This window comes from Salmonella sp. SAL00670, from assembly GCF_046552235.1.
GTDB classification, from domain to species: domain Bacteria; phylum Pseudomonadota; class Gammaproteobacteria; order Enterobacterales; family Enterobacteriaceae; genus Salmonella; species Salmonella enterica.
Map to the genome: position 1 here is coordinate 1,409,255 of NZ_JBGDUO010000001.1, position 17,256 is coordinate 1,426,510.

At 51.7% G+C, this 17,256-nt stretch carries 17 protein-coding genes; 9 read left to right on the forward strand and 8 right to left on the reverse strand.

Annotated elements, in window-relative coordinates; translation table 11 throughout:
* Positions 1–35 precede the first annotated feature (35 nt).
* From ACLJRS_RS07115 to preA, 8 genes are all read left to right on the forward strand, one after another.
* Positions 36–944 (forward strand): LysR substrate-binding domain-containing protein, encoded by a 909-nt coding sequence (locus tag ACLJRS_RS07115; protein WP_000024658.1) that lies wholly within the window; start codon positions 36–38, stop codon positions 942–944.
* Positions 945–1,075: 131 nt separating this feature from the next.
* Positions 1,076–1,474: a CidA/LrgA family protein gene (locus ACLJRS_RS07120; protein ID WP_000045719.1), complete on the forward strand. Its 399-nt coding sequence runs from the start codon at positions 1,076–1,078 to the stop codon at positions 1,472–1,474.
* Positions 1,471–2,166, forward strand: a complete 696-nt coding sequence (locus tag ACLJRS_RS07125; RefSeq protein WP_000989296.1) for a CidB/LrgB family autolysis modulator — start codon at positions 1,471–1,473, stop codon at positions 2,164–2,166. The genes ACLJRS_RS07120 and ACLJRS_RS07125 overlap by 4 nt, the downstream gene beginning before the upstream one ends.
* A 153-nt stretch (positions 2,167–2,319) precedes the next feature.
* Positions 2,320–3,204 carry a cytidine deaminase gene (gene cdd, locus ACLJRS_RS07130; RefSeq protein ID WP_000553538.1) on the forward strand — a complete coding sequence of 295 codons (885 nt, stop codon included), beginning with the start codon at positions 2,320–2,322 and terminating at the stop codon, positions 3,202–3,204.
* A gap of 176 nt (positions 3,205–3,380) precedes the next feature.
* A complete protein-coding gene (sanA, locus tag ACLJRS_RS07135; protein WP_000920081.1) occupies positions 3,381–4,100 on the forward strand; it encodes an outer membrane permeability protein SanA in 720 nt (239 codons plus the stop codon).
* On the forward strand, positions 4,097–4,342 hold the full coding sequence (locus ACLJRS_RS07140; RefSeq protein ID WP_000605187.1) for a DUF2542 family protein: 246 nt from the start codon (positions 4,097–4,099) through the stop codon (positions 4,340–4,342). Before sanA ends, ACLJRS_RS07140 begins: the two co-directional genes overlap by 4 nt.
* 204 nt (positions 4,343–4,546) lie before the next feature.
* Positions 4,547–5,788, forward strand: coding sequence for an NAD(P)-dependent oxidoreductase (locus ACLJRS_RS07145; protein ID WP_001136421.1), 1,242 nt, complete (start codon positions 4,547–4,549; stop codon positions 5,786–5,788).
* Positions 5,782–7,017 carry an NAD-dependent dihydropyrimidine dehydrogenase subunit PreA gene (preA, locus tag ACLJRS_RS07150; protein ID WP_000956098.1) on the forward strand — a complete coding sequence of 412 codons (1,236 nt, stop codon included), beginning with the start codon at positions 5,782–5,784 and terminating at the stop codon, positions 7,015–7,017. Before ACLJRS_RS07145 ends, preA begins: the two co-directional genes overlap by 7 nt.
* Before the next feature lie 74 nt (positions 7,018–7,091).
* On the opposite strand, the gene mglC is transcribed toward preA, so the two are convergent.
* From mglC to folE, 6 genes are all read right to left on the reverse strand, one after another.
* Positions 7,092–8,102 carry a galactose/methyl galactoside ABC transporter permease MglC gene (gene mglC, locus ACLJRS_RS07155; RefSeq protein ID WP_001275101.1) on the reverse strand — a complete coding sequence of 337 codons (1,011 nt, stop codon included), beginning with the start codon at positions 8,100–8,102 and terminating at the stop codon, positions 7,092–7,094.
* A gap of 15 nt (positions 8,103–8,117) precedes the next feature.
* Positions 8,118–9,638, reverse strand: coding sequence for a galactose/methyl galactoside ABC transporter ATP-binding protein MglA (gene mglA, locus ACLJRS_RS07160; protein WP_000535908.1), 1,521 nt, complete (start codon positions 9,636–9,638; stop codon positions 8,118–8,120).
* Between the two features lie 133 nt (positions 9,639–9,771).
* Positions 9,772–10,770: a galactose/glucose ABC transporter substrate-binding protein MglB gene (mglB, locus tag ACLJRS_RS07165; RefSeq protein WP_001036938.1), complete on the reverse strand. Its 999-nt coding sequence runs from the start codon at positions 10,768–10,770 to the stop codon at positions 9,772–9,774.
* A 498-nt stretch (positions 10,771–11,268) separates the two neighbouring features.
* Positions 11,269–12,291, reverse strand: coding sequence for an HTH-type transcriptional regulator GalS (gene galS / locus ACLJRS_RS07170; protein WP_000628634.1), 1,023 nt, complete (start codon positions 12,289–12,291; stop codon positions 11,269–11,271).
* A 149-nt stretch (positions 12,292–12,440) separates the two neighbouring features.
* Positions 12,441–13,583, reverse strand: coding sequence for a DUF418 domain-containing protein YeiB (yeiB, locus tag ACLJRS_RS07175; RefSeq protein ID WP_001520237.1), 1,143 nt, complete (start codon positions 13,581–13,583; stop codon positions 12,441–12,443).
* A gap of 14 nt (positions 13,584–13,597) precedes the next feature.
* Positions 13,598–14,266 carry a GTP cyclohydrolase I FolE gene (gene folE, locus ACLJRS_RS07180; RefSeq protein WP_001139611.1) on the reverse strand — a complete coding sequence of 223 codons (669 nt, stop codon included), beginning with the start codon at positions 14,264–14,266 and terminating at the stop codon, positions 13,598–13,600.
* A 329-nt stretch (positions 14,267–14,595) separates the two neighbouring features.
* On the opposite strand from folE, the gene fghA reads away from it, so the two are divergent.
* Positions 14,596–15,453, forward strand: coding sequence for an S-formylglutathione hydrolase (fghA, locus tag ACLJRS_RS07185; RefSeq protein WP_000425488.1), 858 nt, complete (start codon positions 14,596–14,598; stop codon positions 15,451–15,453).
* On the opposite strand, the gene ACLJRS_RS07190 is transcribed toward fghA, so the two are convergent.
* Together ACLJRS_RS07190 and ACLJRS_RS07195 are read right to left on the reverse strand one after the other, a co-directional pair.
* Positions 15,442–15,831 carry a helix-turn-helix domain-containing protein gene (locus ACLJRS_RS07190; protein ID WP_000876819.1) on the reverse strand — a complete coding sequence of 130 codons (390 nt, stop codon included), beginning with the start codon at positions 15,829–15,831 and terminating at the stop codon, positions 15,442–15,444. The two genes, fghA and ACLJRS_RS07190, sit on opposite strands and share 12 nt — an antisense overlap.
* A gap of 4 nt (positions 15,832–15,835) precedes the next feature.
* Positions 15,836–17,203: an L-serine ammonia-lyase gene (locus tag ACLJRS_RS07195; RefSeq protein ID WP_001673731.1), complete on the reverse strand. Its 1,368-nt coding sequence runs from the start codon at positions 17,201–17,203 to the stop codon at positions 15,836–15,838.
* Positions 17,204–17,256: the final 53 nt, after the last annotated feature.

Below are 17,256 nucleotides of genomic sequence, written 5' to 3' on the forward strand. Positions count from 1 at the left end.
TTTCAGGCAGAGACATAACCTGGAGGTTATAGCGAATGGCGAACTGGGCGCAGAAATTGAAATTACATCACCTGCAAACGCTGGTTGCGCTGGGCGAACAGGGCAACCTGACGCATGTCGCCCGGATGATGAATATCTCCCAGCCGGCGCTATCGAAGTGGTTATCTCAACTCGAAGATGAGATAGGCATCACGCTTTTTGAGCGCCACAGTAAAGGACTACGGCCCTCGGAAGGCGGTAAATTACTGCTCCAGCACGCCCAGCGCCTAATTAACGATCTGGAGCGTTCACAGTATGAAATCGCCCGTTTCAAGCAGGGCGGCCTGGTTGGCAGCCTGAAGATCGGCTGTTCGCCCGTGGCGACTGACTGCGTATCACAGGCGATTCTGAGCCTGCTTAACGAAATGCCGACGCTGCATCTGAATATTGAAGAAAAGGTAATGACGCCGCTGCTGCACGATTTGCTTGCCGGTCAGGTGGATGTGGTGGTAGGGCGTGTCGGCGGCCGCGCCCTGCAACTGCCGCTTAATTATCAGGTACTTTATACCGAGCCGGTCTGCTTTGTGGCGCGTCCGCACCATCCGCTGGCCGCGCGAGCGCAGATCGCCTGGAGCGATCTGGCACACTGGCGGTGGATAGTCTGGCCAACCGGCACCCCTATTCGCATCAGTATTGATAACGCCCTCGTCGATAATGGCGTCATGCTCCCGGAAAACACCATTGAATCGGCGTCAATGAACGTCAGCACCAATTTGCTGCAAAGCAGCGATATGATCTCTATTCTTTCTTTACGGCTGGCGCAACGCTATGCCAGCCAGGGGCAACTGGCGATTTTAAACTTGCCAAAAATTGAGCAAAAAGGCAGCGTAGGGATGTTCTGGCGTAAGAATGAGACGCCGTCTTTGGCCCTGAGTCGCTTTTTGTATTTTTTAGCCCAGGTTTAACGCCGCCGACCAGGGGCATTGCCCGATGTTCCTGCTGTCTATACCCACTATGCTAAGAATTCATGATGTGATCGGTAGCACGTTTTAACGTTTAATTGTATGATGAATCCATCTCATCAAGGGCTTTAAACATGAGTAAGTCACTGAATATTATCTGGCAATATATACGCGCTTTTGTATTGATTTATGCCTGTTTGTACGCAGGCATTTTTCTTGCATCACTGCTTCCTATCACTATTCCCGGCAGCATTATCGGGATGTTAATTCTGTTTGTGTTGCTGGCGCTGCAAATTCTGCCGGCAAAGTGGGTTAACCCCGGCTGTTATGTGCTGATTCGTTATATGGCGTTGCTGTTTGTGCCGATTGGCGTTGGGGTCATGCAATATTTTGATTTACTGCGCGCGCAATTCGGCCCGGTGGTGGTCTCTTGCGCTATCAGTACGCTGGTCGTTTTTGTGGTCGTAAGCTGGAGTTCACATCTGATACACGGTGAGCGTAAAGTGGTTGGGCAGAAGGGAACGAAAAAATGATGACATATATCTGGTGGTCGTTACCGCTGACGCTGGCGGTATTTTTCGCCGCCCGCAGACTGGCGGCGCATTTTAAAATGCCGTTGCTGAATCCGCTGCTGGTGGCAATGGTAGTCATTATTCCTTTTCTGTTGCTGACCGGTATTCCCTACGAGCACTACTTCAAAGGCAGCGAAGTACTTAACGATCTGCTGCAACCGGCGGTGGTGGCGCTGGCCTATCCCCTTTATGAACAGTTGCACCAGATTCGCGCGCGTTGGAAATCCATTATTAGCATCTGTTTTGTCGGCAGTCTGGTAGCGATGATTACCGGAACATCCGTTGCCTTGCTGATGGGCGCAACGCCTGAAATCGCGGCATCGGTACTGCCTAAATCCGTGACTACGCCTATCGCGATGGCGGTGGGCGGCAGCATCGGCGGCATCCCTGCGATCAGCGCGGTATGCGTAATTTTTGTCGGTATTCTGGGCGCGGTGTTTGGCCACACGCTGTTAAACGCGATGCACATCCGTACTAAAGCCGCACGCGGGCTGGCAATGGGGACCGCCTCACATGCGCTCGGTACTGCGCGCTGCGCCGAGCTGGATTACCAGGAAGGCGCGTTTAGCTCCCTGGCGCTGGTAATCTGCGGCATTATTACCTCGCTGGTAGCGCCCTTTTTGTTTCCGCTCATTCTGGCGGTAATGCGCTAACGACGGGACAAAAGACCGGGTTAAAATTTGCGATACGTCGCGCATTTTTCATTGAAGTTTCACAAGTTGCATAAGCAATGAGATTTAGATCACATATTAAGACATAGCAGGCCCGTAAACTACGGTTCCATTACATTGTTATGAGGCAACGCCATGCATCCACGTTTTCAAACTGCTTTTGCCCAGCTTGCGGATAATTTGCAATCAGCGCTGGCCCCTATCCTGGCGAACCACCATTTTCCCGCCATGCTGACCGCAGAGCAGGTCTCGACGCTTAAAAATACGGCGGGACTGGACGAAGACGCGCTGGCTTTCGCACTGTTACCTCTGGCGGCGGCCTGCGCCCGTACCGATTTGTCCCATTTTAACGTCGGCGCGATTGCGCGCGGCGTTAGCGGCAACTGGTATTTCGGCGCAAATATGGAGTTCCTGGGCGCCACCATGCAACAAACTGTGCATGCTGAACAAAGCGCGATTAGCCACGCCTGGCTACGCGGCGAAAAAGGGCTCGCCGCCGTCACCGTTAACTACACGCCTTGCGGCCACTGTCGCCAGTTTATGAACGAGCTGAACAGCGGTCTGGATCTGCGCATTCATCTGCCGGGCCGCGCGCCGCATACGTTACGCGATTATCTGCCTGACGCTTTCGGGCCAAAAGATCTGGAGATCAAAACGCTGCTGATGGACGAGCAGGATCATGGCTTTACGTTAACGGGCGATACGCTAACGCAAGCGGCGATAACGGCAGCCAATAAGAGCCATATGCCTTATAGCCACTCACCGAGCGGCGTGGCGCTGGAATGTAAAGATGGCCGTATTTTCACCGGCAGCTATGCGGAAAACGCCGCCTTTAACCCTACGCTTCCCCCGCTGCAAGGCGCGCTAAACCTGCTGAGTCTCAATGGCTATGACTATGCGGATATTCAGCGTGCGATTCTGGCGGAAAAAGGCGATGCGGCATTAATTCAATGGGATGCCACCGCCGCAACGCTGAAAGCGTTAGGTTGCCATAATATTGACCGCGTGCTTCTCGGCTAAGCAAATGTGCCGGATAGCGACGCACTGGCGTCTTATCCGGCCTGACTCTCCTCTCCCGCGACCCGATACAAGGGAAATCATGCTGAAAATCTCCGCAATCAGACGGCGGTTTCTTGCGCTACGCCTTCGGGTACAGTAGCCTGATCGTACTTTCATCCTGGTATCGAGTTTCCTGCATGTTAAAGCGCGTGTTTTACAGCCTGTTGGTCCTGGTAGGCTTGCTGCTGTTGACGGTGCTTGGCCTCGATCGGTGGATGAGCTGGAAAACAGCGCCCTACATCTATGACGAGCTACAGGATCTTCCCTACCGCCAGGTTGGCGTCGTGTTAGGGACGGCCAAATACTATCGCAAGGGTGTCATTAATCAGTACTATCGTTATCGTATCCAGGGCGCGTTAAACGCTTACAATAGCGGTAAAGTCAATTACCTGCTGCTCAGCGGCGACAATGCCCTGCAAAGCTATAACGAACCGATGACCATGCGCAAAGACCTTATCGCGGCGGGCGTCGATCCTGCGGACATTGTGCTTGATTACGCTGGCTTCCGTACGCTTGACTCCATTGTGCGTACCCGCAAAGTGTTTGATACCAACGACTTTATTATCATCACTCAGCGCTTCCACTGCGAACGCGCCTTGTTTATTGCGTTGCATATGGGCATTCAGGCGCAGTGTTACGCGGTACCTTCGCCCAAAAATATGCTGACAGTGCGCCTGCGCGAATTTGGCGCCCGCTTTAGCGCGCTGGCGGATCTCTATATTTTTAAACGCGAACCGCGTTTTTTAGGCCCGCTGGTACCTATTCCCACGCAGCATCAGGTGCCGAATGACGCCCAGGGATATCCGGCCGTTACGCCGGAACAATTGCTTGAACTGGAAAAGAAAAAAGGGAAATGATCATGGATGTACAGACGATATTTGTCATATTAGCCTTTCTGCTACTCCCGCTTTTTTGCTTCCGTGAGGCCTGGAAAGGCTGGCGAACCGGCGCGGTAGATAAAGTTGTCAAAAATGCGCGAAAACCGGTTTATGTCTATCGCCATGCCGATCCCGTACAATATTGGTCTTATCTTTTTCTTTATACCGGTTGCGGTTTTTTATTTACTGGAATGATTATTTATCTTCTTTTTTATCGTTAATCTATTTATTATCCCTTTAAAATTGAGAATAGTTATTATTATGATATAAGGAACAAATGCTGTTTTGCATTCTGGTTTCATTTTTTTGTGAATTCTTTCACAGAATACCCTTCTTTCAATGCTTAGGCTGGCGGTAGATTTTAGATCATTAAAACGCGTTATTTGCGTTTCGCCTTAATTTATTCAAGCATTAAGGAAGATTATATGCCGCAACAAAATTATCTGGATGAACTCACGCCTGGTTTTACGCCATTACTGGCAATAAAAGAGGCTTCACGTTGTTTATTATGTCACGATGCGCCCTGTAGTCAGGATTGCCCGGCGCAAACCGATCCGGGGAAATTTATTCGTTCTATTTACTTTCGCAATTTTAAAGGCGCAGCGGAAACTATCCGGGAAAATAATGCGCTTGGCGCCGTCTGCGCCAGAGTCTGTCCGACGGAAAAATTATGCCAGCGCGGATGTACACGTTCCGGAATAGATAAACCTATTGATATTGCACGCCTGCAACGTTTTATTACCGATTTTGAACAGCAGACTGCCATGCAGATTTATCAGCCCGGGAGTAAAACACGCGGGAAAGTCGCGATTATTGGCGCGGGTCCGGCAGGTTTGCAGGCAAGCGTGACGCTCACGCATTTAGGCTATGACGTCACCATTTACGAAAAACAGCCGCAGCCCGGCGGATGGCTGCGTCACGGCATCCCGGCATTTCGTCTGCCGCAAAGCGTACTCGATCAGGAAATTGCCCGCATTGTAGAAATGGGCGTCAATATTAAATGTAATTGTGACGTGGGCGGGTCGCTATCGCTTGCGCAACTCAAAGCCGAATATCGCGCCGTGCTGATGACCGTCGGGATGTCCTGTGGCTCTGATTTACCGTTATTTGAGCAAGCCAGTCACGTAGAGATTGCCGTTGATTTTTTACAGCGCGCCCGTCAGGCCGACGGCGATATTAGCGTTCCGCGTAGTGCATTAATTATTGGCGGCGGCGACGTAGCGATGGATGTCGCCAGTACGTTAAAAATTCTCGGCTGCCCTTCCGTCACCTGCGTGGCGCGGGAAGAATTAGCCCAATTTCCCGCCAGCGAAAAAGAATTTACCAGCACGCAGGCATTAGGCGTATCGATTATTGATGGTTTTACGCCTGTCGCCGTCAGCGGAAATAAAGTGACCTTCCACCATGTACGCCACTCAGGAGAACTGACGCTGGAAGCGGAAAATATTATTTTGGCCGTGGGGCAGCACGCGCGACTGGATACCTTTGCGGAGATAAAAGCGCAGCATAATATTATCGACACGCATAATTATCAAACCGACGACCCGGCGATCTTTGCCGCTGGCGATATTGTTAAAGGTGATAAGACCGTCGTTTATGCGGTAAAAACCGGAAAAGAAGCCGCTCAGGCTATTCATCATTATTTAGAGGAGACCTGCTCATGTTAACAAAAGATTTGTCTGTTACCTTTTGCGGCGTTAAGTTTCCCAATCCGTTTTGTCTTTCTTCTTCTCCGGTAGGCAATTGTTATGAGATGTGCGCCAAAGCCTATGATACCGGCTGGGGCGGGATCGTTTTTAAAACCATTGGTTTTTTTATTGCCAACGAAGTCTCTCCACGTTTTGATCACCTGACGAAAGAAGATACCGGTTTTATTGGTTTCAAAAACATGGAGCAAATTGCTGAGCATCCGCTGGAAGAGAATCTGGCCGCCATTCGACGGCTAAAACAGGATTATCCGGATAAGGTGCTGATTGCTTCCATCATGGGAGAAAATGAACAGCAGTGGCAGGAACTGGCGCGTCTGGTTGAAGAAGCCGGCGCGGATATGATTGAGTGTAACTTCTCTTGCCCGCAGATGACCTCGCACGCCATGGGAAGCGATGTGGGACAAAGCCCGGAACTGGTTGAAAAATACTGCCGCGCCGTAAAACGCGGTTCATCTTTGCCAATGCTGGCGAAAATGACACCGAATATTGGCGATATGTGCGAAGTCGCGCTGGCCGCCAAACGCGGCGGAGCCGACGGTATCGCCACCATCAACACCGTGAAATCCATCACTAACATCGACCTGAACCGCAAAATCGGGATGCCGGTGGTTAACGGTAAATCCAGTATCTCCGGTTATTCAGGAAAAGCGGTGAAACCCATTGCGCTGCGTTTTATCCAGCAGTTGCGAATGCACCCTGAACTGCGCGATTTCCCGATTAGCGGTATCGGCGGCATTGAAACCTGGGAAGACGCTGCCGAATTTCTGCTGCTGGGCGCGGCGACCCTACAGGTGACGACAGGCATTATGCAATACGGTTATCGCATTGTAGAAGATATGGCGAGCGGCCTCAGCCACTATCTGGCCGATCAGGGATTTGCCTCATTACAGGAGATGATCGGGCTGGCGAATGGCAATATTATCCCGGCGGAAGAGCTGGATCGCAGCTATATCGTCTATCCGCGGATTAATCAGGAGAAATGCGTCGGCTGCGGACGTTGCTATATCTCCTGCTATGACGGCGGTCATCAGGCGATGGAGTGGGATGAACACAGCCGCACGCCGCATTGCAATACGGAAAAATGCGTCGGTTGTCTGCTGTGCGGTCATGTCTGCCCGGTCGCCTGTATTGATTTAGGCGAGGTCAAATTTAAAAAAGGTGAAAGAGAGCACGCGTTAACGCTGTAGCTCGCGGTATGAAGCCCGGCGCGCAGTTTCGCTGCGCCGGGTTATCTGATAAGCAAGGCAATAGGTCTGGATAACTACTTCTTACGCGCGTATTTCAGCGAGTCCAGCGCCACGGCGAAAATGATAATGCCGCCTTTGATAATGTACTGCCAGTACGGGTTTACCCCGATATAGGTCAGGCCGTAGTTGATGACGGTAAAGATAATAACGCCGGTCACCACGCCGAAGACCGTACCCACTCCGCCGCTAAACGATACGCCCCCGACCACGCACGCGGCAATCGCATCCAGTTCATACATAAAGCCGAGGTTGTTGGTGGCAGAACCAATACGCCCTGCTTCCAGTAAGCCGCCGAAGGCATAAAACACGCCGGAGAGCGCATAAATCATCAGCAGGTTCAGCGCCACGTTTACGCCAGAAACTTTTGCCGCTTCCGGGTTGCCGCCAATAGCAAAAATGTTTTTACCAAAGCGGGTCTTATTCCACAGCACCCAGACAAACGCTACCGCAATCAGGGCGTAAAAGGTGATGTAGGAGAGCCGGAAACTGCCCATCGCCACAAAGCCCTGCGCAAAGGTGGAAAAGCCGCTGTCAAAGCCGGAAATGGGCGAAGCGCCGACAAAGTCATAGTAAAGGGAGTTGATTCCATAAACGATAATCATCGTGCCAAGCGTGGTAATAAACGGCGTCACATTCAGGTAAGCAATGATGATGCCGTTCACCAGGCCAATCACCGCGCCAATCGCGCAGACAATCAGGATGACCAGAGCAATCGGCATGGTCGCCATTTCCGGAAACACTTTGTTGGCGTTTTCCATTGATTGCAGTAATGTTGCCGCCACGACCGCCGCCAGCCCTACCTGACGCCCCGCCGACAGGTCTGTCCCCTGGGTGACGATGAGTCCCGCCACGCCCAGCGCGATAATAATACGTACCGAAGATTGCGTCAGAATATTACTTAAATTCAGCAAACTTAAAAAAGTCGGGTCCTGGAAAATAATAATCGCCAGCAACACTAAAAGAACGACGTAAATTCCGCCCTCTTTCAGCCAGGTCAAAAAGCTTTTCTTGTTTAACGCACTCATAAGGAGCCCCTGATCTTAAAGGTGCAAAGAAGCAAGACGCAAAATTTCGTTTTGCGTTGTTGTTTTAGTATCGACAATGCCGGAAACGAGACCGTTACTCATCACCAGGATACGATCGGTAATCCCTAACAGCTCCGGCATTTCAGAAGAGATAATGATGATCCCCTTGCCTTTTTTCGCCAGTTCCGCAATAAGCTGATAAATTTCAAACTTTGCGCCGACATCAATTCCGCGGGTCGGTTCGTCCAGCATTAATATTTCCGGCTGCGTTAATAGCCAGCGACCAATGATCACCTTTTGCTGATTGCCGCCGGAAAGCGAACCAATTTGCGTGCGATGCCCCGGCGTTTTTACCCGCATGGAATCAATGACCCATTGGGTGTCGCTTTTCATCCGGGAATTATCCAGTAACCCCACTTTGTTTTTATAATTACGGATATTCGAAATTAATGAGTTAAATCCGATATCCAGATAGGCATAAATTCCGGTGGAACGACGCTCTTCCGTCACCAGCGCAAAACCGTGGTTAATCGCTTCGTTCGCAGTGTGATTATTAATTTTCTTGCCATGTAAAGTGATTGTCCCGGACGACTTCTCACGAATGCCAAACAGCGTTTCGACGATATCGGTACGCTTTGCCCCAACCAGACCGGCAATGCCCAGAATTTCGCCCTTGTGCAAATCAAAGGAGACATCGCGAATGGAAGGCTGGCGCAGCGAGGTCAGGTTACGTACCTCCAGAATCACGTCGCCCGGCTTATTTTCTTTATCCGGGAAACGCTGGTTCAGGGAACGCCCGACCATCATCGCAATGATCTTATCCATATCCAGCCCTTCCAGCGGCTGGGTGGCAATCCACTGACCGTCGCGCAAAATAGTAATTTCATCGCACAATTGAAAAATTTCTTCCATTTTATGCGAGATATAAACAATACCGCAGCCGCGTTCTTTCAGCTTGCGAATAATCGTGAACAGATGATTAACCTCTTTCTCAGTTAACGATGAGGTCGGTTCATCCATAATAACGATCTTAGCGTTATAGGAAAACGCCTTCGCAATTTCGATCATCTGCATTTGCGAAACGGATAACGTTCCTACGCGCGCGCGTGGGTCAATATCGATATCCAGCTCATCAAATATCGCTTTGGTATCCTGGTACATTTTATCCTGGTCGACAAACATACCTTTGGTGGGATAACGTCCCAGCCACATGTTATCCATGACCGAACGTTGTAATACCAGGTTTAACTCCTGGTGTACCATCGAAATCCCATTCTCCAGCGCTTCTTTCGCCGAATGGAAGTCCACTTCTTTTCCCTGAAATACAATGCTGCCGGAATCTTTTTGGTAAATACCGAAAAGACATTTTAATAATGTTGATTTGCCTGCGCCGTTTTCGCCCATTAATGCATGAATAGAGTGCGGACGAACGTTTAAGTTGACATTATCAAGCGCTTTCACGCCGGGAAATGATTTGTTAATGCCACGCATTTCCAACAAATATTCACCCGACGGCGGAGAAATCGTGCTGCCCATAATGATACCCTGTCGGCCTTTTTAATTATGACTATCCGCGCCGGATGGCAAAAGAAATACGTTATCCGGTCTGCGGCGCGTCACCCTTCCACGGTTTCAGGGCGCAACAAAATTGCGCCCACAGACGGAAAAGTTATTTTTGGGTAAATTCGCTCAGATTGTCTTTGTCCACGCCGACATAAGGCACGCGCACGATTTTGTTCTCAATCTTCCAGCTGGTGCCGTCAGCCGCGCCCTTGCCTTCGGCGAGGTTTTTCGCCAGATCGAATGTCGCTTTCGCCTGATTGTTGGCGTCATTCAGTACCGTACCGGCCATCGCGCCCGATTTCACCAGCGCCAGGGCTTCCGGTAACGCATCGACGCCAAAGACCGGAATCGACGATTTATTATGCGCTTTCAGCGCCTCTACCGCGCCCATCGCCATCGCATCGTTATTCGCGATAACCACTTCAATCTTGTTAGCGTTCGGGCCAGACAGCCAGGCATCCATCTTATCTTTTGCCTGCGCGGTATCCCACATAGCGGTGTCTAACGCCAGTTGCTCGGTCTGAATACCTTTAGCATTTAACTCTTTCACCACATACGTCGTACGGGCTTCAGCATCCGGATGCCCCGGCTCGCCTTTCAGCAGAACATACTGAATTTTACCGTCTTTATTCAGATCCCAACCCTGATTCGCTTGCCAGTGTTTGGCAATCAAGTCGCCCTGAATCACACCGGATTCTTTAGAGTCAGTCCCGACATAATACGCCTTGTCATAGCTGTCCAGCGCTTTGCGGGAAGGCTCTTTGTTAAAGAACACCACCGGCACATTTTGCCCGCGAGCTTTCTCAATCACCGTACCGGCGGCTGCCGGGTCGACCAGGTTAATCGCCAGAGCTTTAACCCCTTTCGCCAATAAAACGTCAATTTGATCATTCTGTTTGGACTGATCGTTTTGCGAGTCATTCATCAGTAGCTGAACATCCGGCGCGGATTTGCCATCTTTTTCAATAGCCTTACGCACCACGGACATAAAGTTATCGTCATATTTATAAATCGTCACGCCAATACGAGTATCAGCCGCGTGCGCGTGCGCGCCGAATAACAGACTTGCCATCACGGCAGAAAGGGTCAGTACCTTCTTATTCATGGTAGCTCCGGTTTTATTATGTAGGGTATAGCGTAAAAAAATGCCCGGCTGTTCAGCACGTTAACGCGTGTTACTGAACGCCGAAGCGTATTTAGAGCCTATCCCACCAGACGTTATTGGCGCAGCCAGTTTGGACACGGACAGCGCGCAAAAACCGGAGCGTACACGTAGTACGTGAGGTTTGACTCGCTACGCTCGCCCTTCGGGCCGCCGCTAGCGGCGTTCAAAACGCTAACGCGTTTTGGCGAGCACTGCCCAGGTCCAAAATGGCAAGTAAAATAGCCCTAATGGGATAGGCTCTTATTCAACTCTTTATTTTTGTCCGGTAGTCGCGGGATATTGTGATAACGGTTTTTATAAGCGAAATACCCCAGCAAAACTGACAACTAACTGTTACACATTAGTTACAATGCGACAAACGTTGTCATCATAGCTATCACAATGTTAATAAACTGTGAATTTACTCACAGATTGAAAACGGTTACATGCGGTGCGTAATCAGTTAGTGATCAGTACCGCATTCTGTCGCCACGCCACCGAATGGCGCCGTACCAGCGTCGGCATGAAGCAGTGCGTCGCCGTGATATCCAGCGTGCCTGCGGCCCCCTGTAACGCCAGCTCGGTCGCGATTTTCGCCATAGAAGCAATAGGATAGCGCACGGTAGTCAACTGAGGATCGGTATAACGAGCAATAGGGATATCATCGAAACCGATGACAGACAGATGCAAGGGAATGGCGATGCCGTTATCTTTTAACGCCGTCAGCGCGCCCGCCGCCATGTTATCGTTATAGGCAAATACCGCCGTCAGTTGCAGATTGCGTCCCAGCAACTCAACCATTGCCGACTCGCCGCCCTGCATATCCGGCGTGCCGGTGCCAATCCAGCTCTCCGACGCAGCAACCCCCTGCTCTTGCAGCGCGTGTAACCACCCTTCTCTGCGCATCGCGTCATCTTCAATACGGTGGCTGGAGGCCAGGTAGCCGATGCGTTGATGTCCATTATTCAGCAACATTCGGGTCGCCATTCTGGCGCCGCTCACATTGTCGAGACAGACACAACGATGCGCATAACCCGGCACGATACGGTTAATCAGCACCATACCAGGGATCTGATCCATAAAGTCGCTCAGCTCGCGATCGGTTAAGGCTTTTGAGTGAACAATCAATGCGTTACAACGCTGACGGATCAAGACTTCAATCGCATGGCGCTCTTTTTCCGCCTCATGATAACTGTTGCCAATGAGAACATATTTCTGGTGCTGCTGCGCGACCAGATCTACGGCTTTCACCAGAGCGCCGAAAAAGGCATCGGAAACATCCATGACCACGACGCCGATGGTGTCGCTCACCTGGGTGGCCAGCGCTTGCGCATTCGCATTTGGCCGATATCCCAGCAGGGTGACGGCCTGCATAACGGCGTCACGGGTGTCGGGACTGACCAACGCGCTGTTATTCAGTACGCGGGAAACGGTCGCTACAGACACGCCAGCCTGGCGCGCTACATCACGAATGGTGATCATATTCACTGCCCTGTTTGAGTTCAAAAATGCTCACAAATGCCCCGTTAGCAGGCGGCTATTTTGTCAGCACCCTGCCCAGGGCTGCGTGAGAAACATCACAGGGATGGAAACGGTTACAGCCATTTTGTTAATGAATGTGATCCAGATCGTTATCTGAGCGATCCTGACGCGCGCAACGTAAGTTGACGCCATAACCACTCGACCGGTCCCTGTCGCCAGAAACGTAGCCAGATGACGGAAAAGAGAAGGTTTATTGCCCATACCGGAACGACAAAGAACAAGAGTTCCAGTCGATTGAATTTCATAAATAAGCCAAACTGATAAAACAGCGTGGTACAGATGATCGTCTGCAGCAGATAATTGGTCAGCGCCATTCGCCCTACGCAGGCAATGGCAAGCGTCAGTCTGCATCGGCTAAGCTGCGGCCAGAAGCCAAACATCAGCGCGGCATAGCCCAGCGTTTGCAACGGCGCGCTCAGTTCGCGCGGCGCCTGCAATAAGAAGGCGCACCAGCGGTACGCCCAGTCCAGCCGCCATTGTAAGATGACCGCAGGCAGGTTGATCATTAGCCCTAACGCCACCAGCAGAGCCCCGGTACGGCGATAGTGCCGCAGACTGTACTGACCTTTCAACCAGCCGCTACGCATTAGCGCAGCGCCCAGCAGCATCATACCCGCCAGTTGCCAGCCATACTGCGCGCCGAGCGCCAGTAAACTATTCGACAGCATCTCTGCCCGGTTGCTGATAGCCTCCATGCCGCCATTCAGCTTCCAGTATTTTTCATACAATATTGCCGACGCATCCGGCGTCCAGGCGCGGCTGGTTTCGCTACTCGATACCACGCCCAGCAGCAGTAGCACGCCAATCCCGACCAGATAAAGGAGTATGCCAGTATTGAACAGGCTTTTTACCGAAGGCGCGTCGCGTACCAGTCGCCAGCAAATTAACCCGACCAGACCGTAGGCCAGCAGAATGTCGCCGTCCCAAAAGAATAACGCATGGATAAAACCTAACAGTACCAATAGCGTTAAGCGCGACTGAATCCACTGTTTACCACGCGGAAGCAGCATTTGTAGCCCCGCGCCAAACAACAACGCGAACAGAGTAAGAAACTTAGCCTGCGCCACAATATCGAGAATCGCCCAGGACCAGGCGTCTTCGGGAACGATCGCGCCGTACCAGGCGGGATTGAGATAAGCCGCCTTCGGCAATCCAAAGGCGCTAATGTTAAGAAGCAGGATACCGAGGATAGCGACGCCACGTACAAAATCCAGCGTGACATTACGTTCCATCGTCTCCGCCTTAATCATGGATGATGGCGAACGGCACGCAGAAACTCCTGGCGCGTATTCTGGCTGGACTTAAACAATCCGCCCAGCGACGTCGTCGTCGTGGCGCTGGTTGCGTCACGAATACCGCGCGCTTTCACGCAGTAATGCACCGCATCAATCGATACCGCTACATTATTGGTGCCGAGCAAGGTTTGCAGCGCCGTCAGAATTTGTTGGGTCAAACGTTCCTGAACCTGCGGACGCTGGGCGAAGAATTGCACGATGCGGTTAATTTTCGACAGGCCGATCACGGAATCTTTGGGGATATACGCGACGGTCGCTTTGCCATCAATGGTCACGAAGTGATGTTCACAGGTGCTGGTCAGCGTGATATCGCGGACGGTGACCATTTCATCCACCTTCATTTTATTTTCAATGAGGGTAATTTTCGGGAAATTGGCATAGTCGAGGCCGGCGAAAATCTCGTCAACGTACATCTTAGCGATACGATGCGGCGTTTCCATCAGACTGTCATCGCTCAAATCGAGATTCAGCAACTGCATAATCTCAGTCATATGCCCTGCGATAAGGCTTTTTCGCGTTTCATTATCCAGTTCATCCATAGGCGGGCGCAGCGGCGTTTCCAGCCCCCGGGCAACCAGCGCGTCATGAACCAGGGCCGCTTCTTTACTGAGTGATGGCATTAATCGTGTTCTCCTGCAGGTGTGGCGCCTCTGCCCTGCATGGGGCAAAGTTTGTCAATATTGTGACAGTGTGATTATTGTGCGTGAGGTAGCGCACATAATCCAGTATTCACGCCCATAATTGTTGAAATTGTCGCTGCCTTTCATGACATCTTTTCCGGTGCGAGAATGATGGCAGGACAAAGGGCATATTTGTTAACGCAACGTTATTTAAATGATGAAGCATGTTTATGTATTACGGAAGTGAAAGTTACTCACAACGCGGTGAATAATCTGTATTATGAAGAATCTGCATACCTTATCAGGTTCACTATAAAAGGAGCCCCCGCATGGAAATGCTCGAAGAGCACCGATGTTTTGGCGGCTGGCAGCAGCGCTGGCGTCATCATGCCGCCACGCTAAACTGCGCCATGACATTCAGCATTTTTCTTCCGCCGACTCAGGATAATGAACCGCCTCCGGTACTGTACTGGTTGTCCGGGTTGACCTGCAATGATGAGAACTTTACCACCAAAGCAGGCGCGCAGCGTATCGCAGCAGAACTGGGCATTGTATTGGTGATGCCGGATACCAGTCCACGCGGTGAACAGGTCGCTGACGATAGCGGATACGATTTAGGCCACGGCGCCGGGTTTTATCTCAATGCCACACAGCCGCCCTGGGCCAGCCATTATCGCATGTACGATTACCTGCGCGATGAGCTTCCGGCGCTTATCCAGACACAGTTTAACGTCAGCGACCGTTGCGCCATCAGCGGGCACTCGATGGGCGGCCACGGCGCATTAATCATGGCGCTGAAAAATCCGGGCAAATACACCAGCGTCTCTGCTTTTGCGCCTATCGTCAACCCCAGCCGCGTGCCGTGGGGAATCAAAGCGCTTACCGCTTATCTCGGCGAAGATGAATCAGCCTGGACTGAGTGGGATAGCTGCGAATTAATGCTGGCCAGCCAGCCGCAGGACGCCATTCCTGTGCTCATCGATCAGGGCGACAGCGATCAATTCCTCGCCGATCAGCTTCAGCCCGCCGTACTGGCGGAAGCCGCGCGGCAAACCGCCTGGCCGATGACGCTACGAATCCAGCCTGGCTACGATCATAGCTATTATTTTATTGCGTCCTTCATCGAGGACCATCTGCGCTTTCATGCCCGGTATTTACGGGACGAGCGTGAGACGTCACCAACATAATGAATTTTCCAGCGCCGCGCTGTAATTCACCTCCTCCGACTGCGGCACGGAAGATTTATTATTTAAATCCGCGGCCTGCTGGCGTACCTGAAGGCGGCCGCTCCCCTCTCCGCCTTCATAACTTTCGTGAAAATTACGCAGCTCGGATTCAAACAGCACCGCATCGAGATTATGCAACTTATCCAGCGCCCGCAGGAGAGAAATTAACGTATCAAGATTGAGCCCTCCCCCCTTCTCGATACGCTTGATGGTAGCGATGCCAACGTGCGCGCGATCGGCAAGCTGCTGCTGGGTCATCGAAAGAGACAGACGCGTCTCCTTTAAGCGGGCGCACAACGACAGGATAATCTCGTCGTTATTCATCGTATTGTATTTCACGCTGTTACCCTCTCTTGCGCGGCTGAATTTTCCCCAGCGAACCATGATACGTTTCACGGTATTTAGCGCTCATGTCTTTACCGGTCTCGTACATCGCAGCAATGATCTCATCGAGCGAAATACAGGGTTCGCTTACGCGACTCATCGCCATCGTCGCCGCGTTTATCGCTTTCACGGCAGAGATGGCGTTTCTCTCTATGCAGGGAATTTGTACCTGCCCACCCAGCGGATCGCAGGTCAATCCCAGATGATGTTCCATGGCAATTTCAGCGGCGCTCAGCGTTTGCTCCACGGATGCGCCCATCAGTCCAGCCAGGCCCGCCGCCGCCATTGAGCACGCCACGCCGATTTCCCCCTGACAGCCAACTTCAGATCCCAGAATAGAGGCGTTTTGTTTAAACAATATCGCGATAGCGGCAGCGGTCAGGAAGAAACGAGTCAGAGCACCGGGCTCCAGCGGCGTGACAAATTTATCATACCAGCAGAGCGCTGCCGGAATGATGCCGCACGCGCCATTGGTTGGCGCGGTAACAATCTGTCCGCCGCTGGCATTTTCTTCGCTTACCGCAATCGCGAAGGCATTGACCCAGTTCAGCGCGGTTAAAAAATCGCTGGCGGAACGGTTCGCCTGTAACGTCTTATGTAACGCACAGGCGCGCCGCGGTACCTGATAGGGGCCGGGTAATACCCCCTCAGTATGCAGGCCGCGATAAACCGCCTGCTGCATCACGTCCCATATTTGCGCCAGATAATTCTGCAACGTCTGTGGCGAGTGGCGGCACAGCTCATTTTTCATCATCAGCGCCGCTACGGACAGGCCGTTACGCCGACACAGCGCCAGCAACTGCGCGGCATGACTAAATTCAAAGGGCGACACTGTACGCAAAGGAAGCGATGGCGTCAGCGGCTCGCCATGTTTGCGAACCTGTCCGGCGCCGGTCGAAAACCAGGTCTCTTCATACACCGTAAAATAATCATCTCTGGCGCGAAACGTCATGGCATAAGGATGGCCTGGATGCGCCTGGTGATTGGCGATAATCTTGACTTTTATCGTGATTCCGCCCGCGTCAGAGAGCGGGAGTTCGATTTTGTTTTCATTTTCCGCACGCTTAATCACCGCCATATGCGAACGGAGATCGACATTCTCCGGCTGGCAACCCAGCAGCCCAAGATACAGGGCGGTATCCACATTGTGGCACTTGCGGCTTAACGATAACGCGCCATACAGCTCGATTTCAATTTCCCGAATTAGCGGCAACGTCTCTTGTTCTCTGAGCAATGAAATAAAGTGACAGGCGGCGCGCATCGGCCCTACGGTACGTGAGCTGGATGGACCTATTACTATTTTGAATATATCAAGGCAACTCTCCATCGTTATATCAATCCTTTCAGTGTCATTCGCGTTCAGTAATAAATAACATCCTC

What these genes read in the sequence shown, in the direction of transcription:
- yeiB (WP_001520237.1), bottom strand. Translation starts at nt 13,583, where the DNA reads ATGGAACGTAATGTCACGCTGGATTTTGTACGTGGCGTCGCTATCCTC.
- galS (WP_000628634.1), bottom strand. Translation starts at nt 12,291, where the DNA reads ATGATCACCATTCGTGATGTAGCGCGCCAGGCTGGCGTGTCTGTAGCG.
- mglB (WP_001036938.1), bottom strand. Translation starts at nt 10,770, where the DNA reads ATGAATAAGAAGGTACTGACCCTTTCTGCCGTGATGGCAAGTCTGTTA.
- mglC (WP_001275101.1), bottom strand. Translation starts at nt 8,102, where the DNA reads ATGAGTGCGTTAAACAAGAAAAGCTTTTTGACCTGGCTGAAAGAGGGC.
- preA (WP_000956098.1), top strand. Translation starts at nt 5,782, where the DNA reads ATGTTAACAAAAGATTTGTCTGTTACCTTTTGCGGCGTTAAGTTTCCC.
- ACLJRS_RS07125 (WP_000989296.1), top strand. Translation starts at nt 1,471, where the DNA reads ATGATGACATATATCTGGTGGTCGTTACCGCTGACGCTGGCGGTATTT.
- ACLJRS_RS07145 (WP_001136421.1), top strand. Translation starts at nt 4,547, where the DNA reads ATGCCGCAACAAAATTATCTGGATGAACTCACGCCTGGTTTTACGCCA.
- fghA (WP_000425488.1), top strand. Translation starts at nt 14,596, where the DNA reads ATGGAAATGCTCGAAGAGCACCGATGTTTTGGCGGCTGGCAGCAGCGC.
- sanA (WP_000920081.1), top strand. Translation starts at nt 3,381, where the DNA reads ATGTTAAAGCGCGTGTTTTACAGCCTGTTGGTCCTGGTAGGCTTGCTG.
- ACLJRS_RS07115 (WP_000024658.1), top strand. Translation starts at nt 36, where the DNA reads ATGGCGAACTGGGCGCAGAAATTGAAATTACATCACCTGCAAACGCTG.
- cdd (WP_000553538.1), top strand. Translation starts at nt 2,320, where the DNA reads ATGCATCCACGTTTTCAAACTGCTTTTGCCCAGCTTGCGGATAATTTG.
- ACLJRS_RS07140 (WP_000605187.1), top strand. Translation starts at nt 4,097, where the DNA reads ATGATCATGGATGTACAGACGATATTTGTCATATTAGCCTTTCTGCTA.
- mglA (WP_000535908.1), bottom strand. Translation starts at nt 9,638, where the DNA reads ATGGGCAGCACGATTTCTCCGCCGTCGGGTGAATATTTGTTGGAAATG.
- folE (WP_001139611.1), bottom strand. Translation starts at nt 14,266, where the DNA reads ATGCCATCACTCAGTAAAGAAGCGGCCCTGGTTCATGACGCGCTGGTT.
- ACLJRS_RS07195 (WP_001673731.1), bottom strand. Translation starts at nt 17,203, where the DNA reads ATGGAGAGTTGCCTTGATATATTCAAAATAGTAATAGGTCCATCCAGC.
- ACLJRS_RS07120 (WP_000045719.1), top strand. Translation starts at nt 1,076, where the DNA reads ATGAGTAAGTCACTGAATATTATCTGGCAATATATACGCGCTTTTGTA.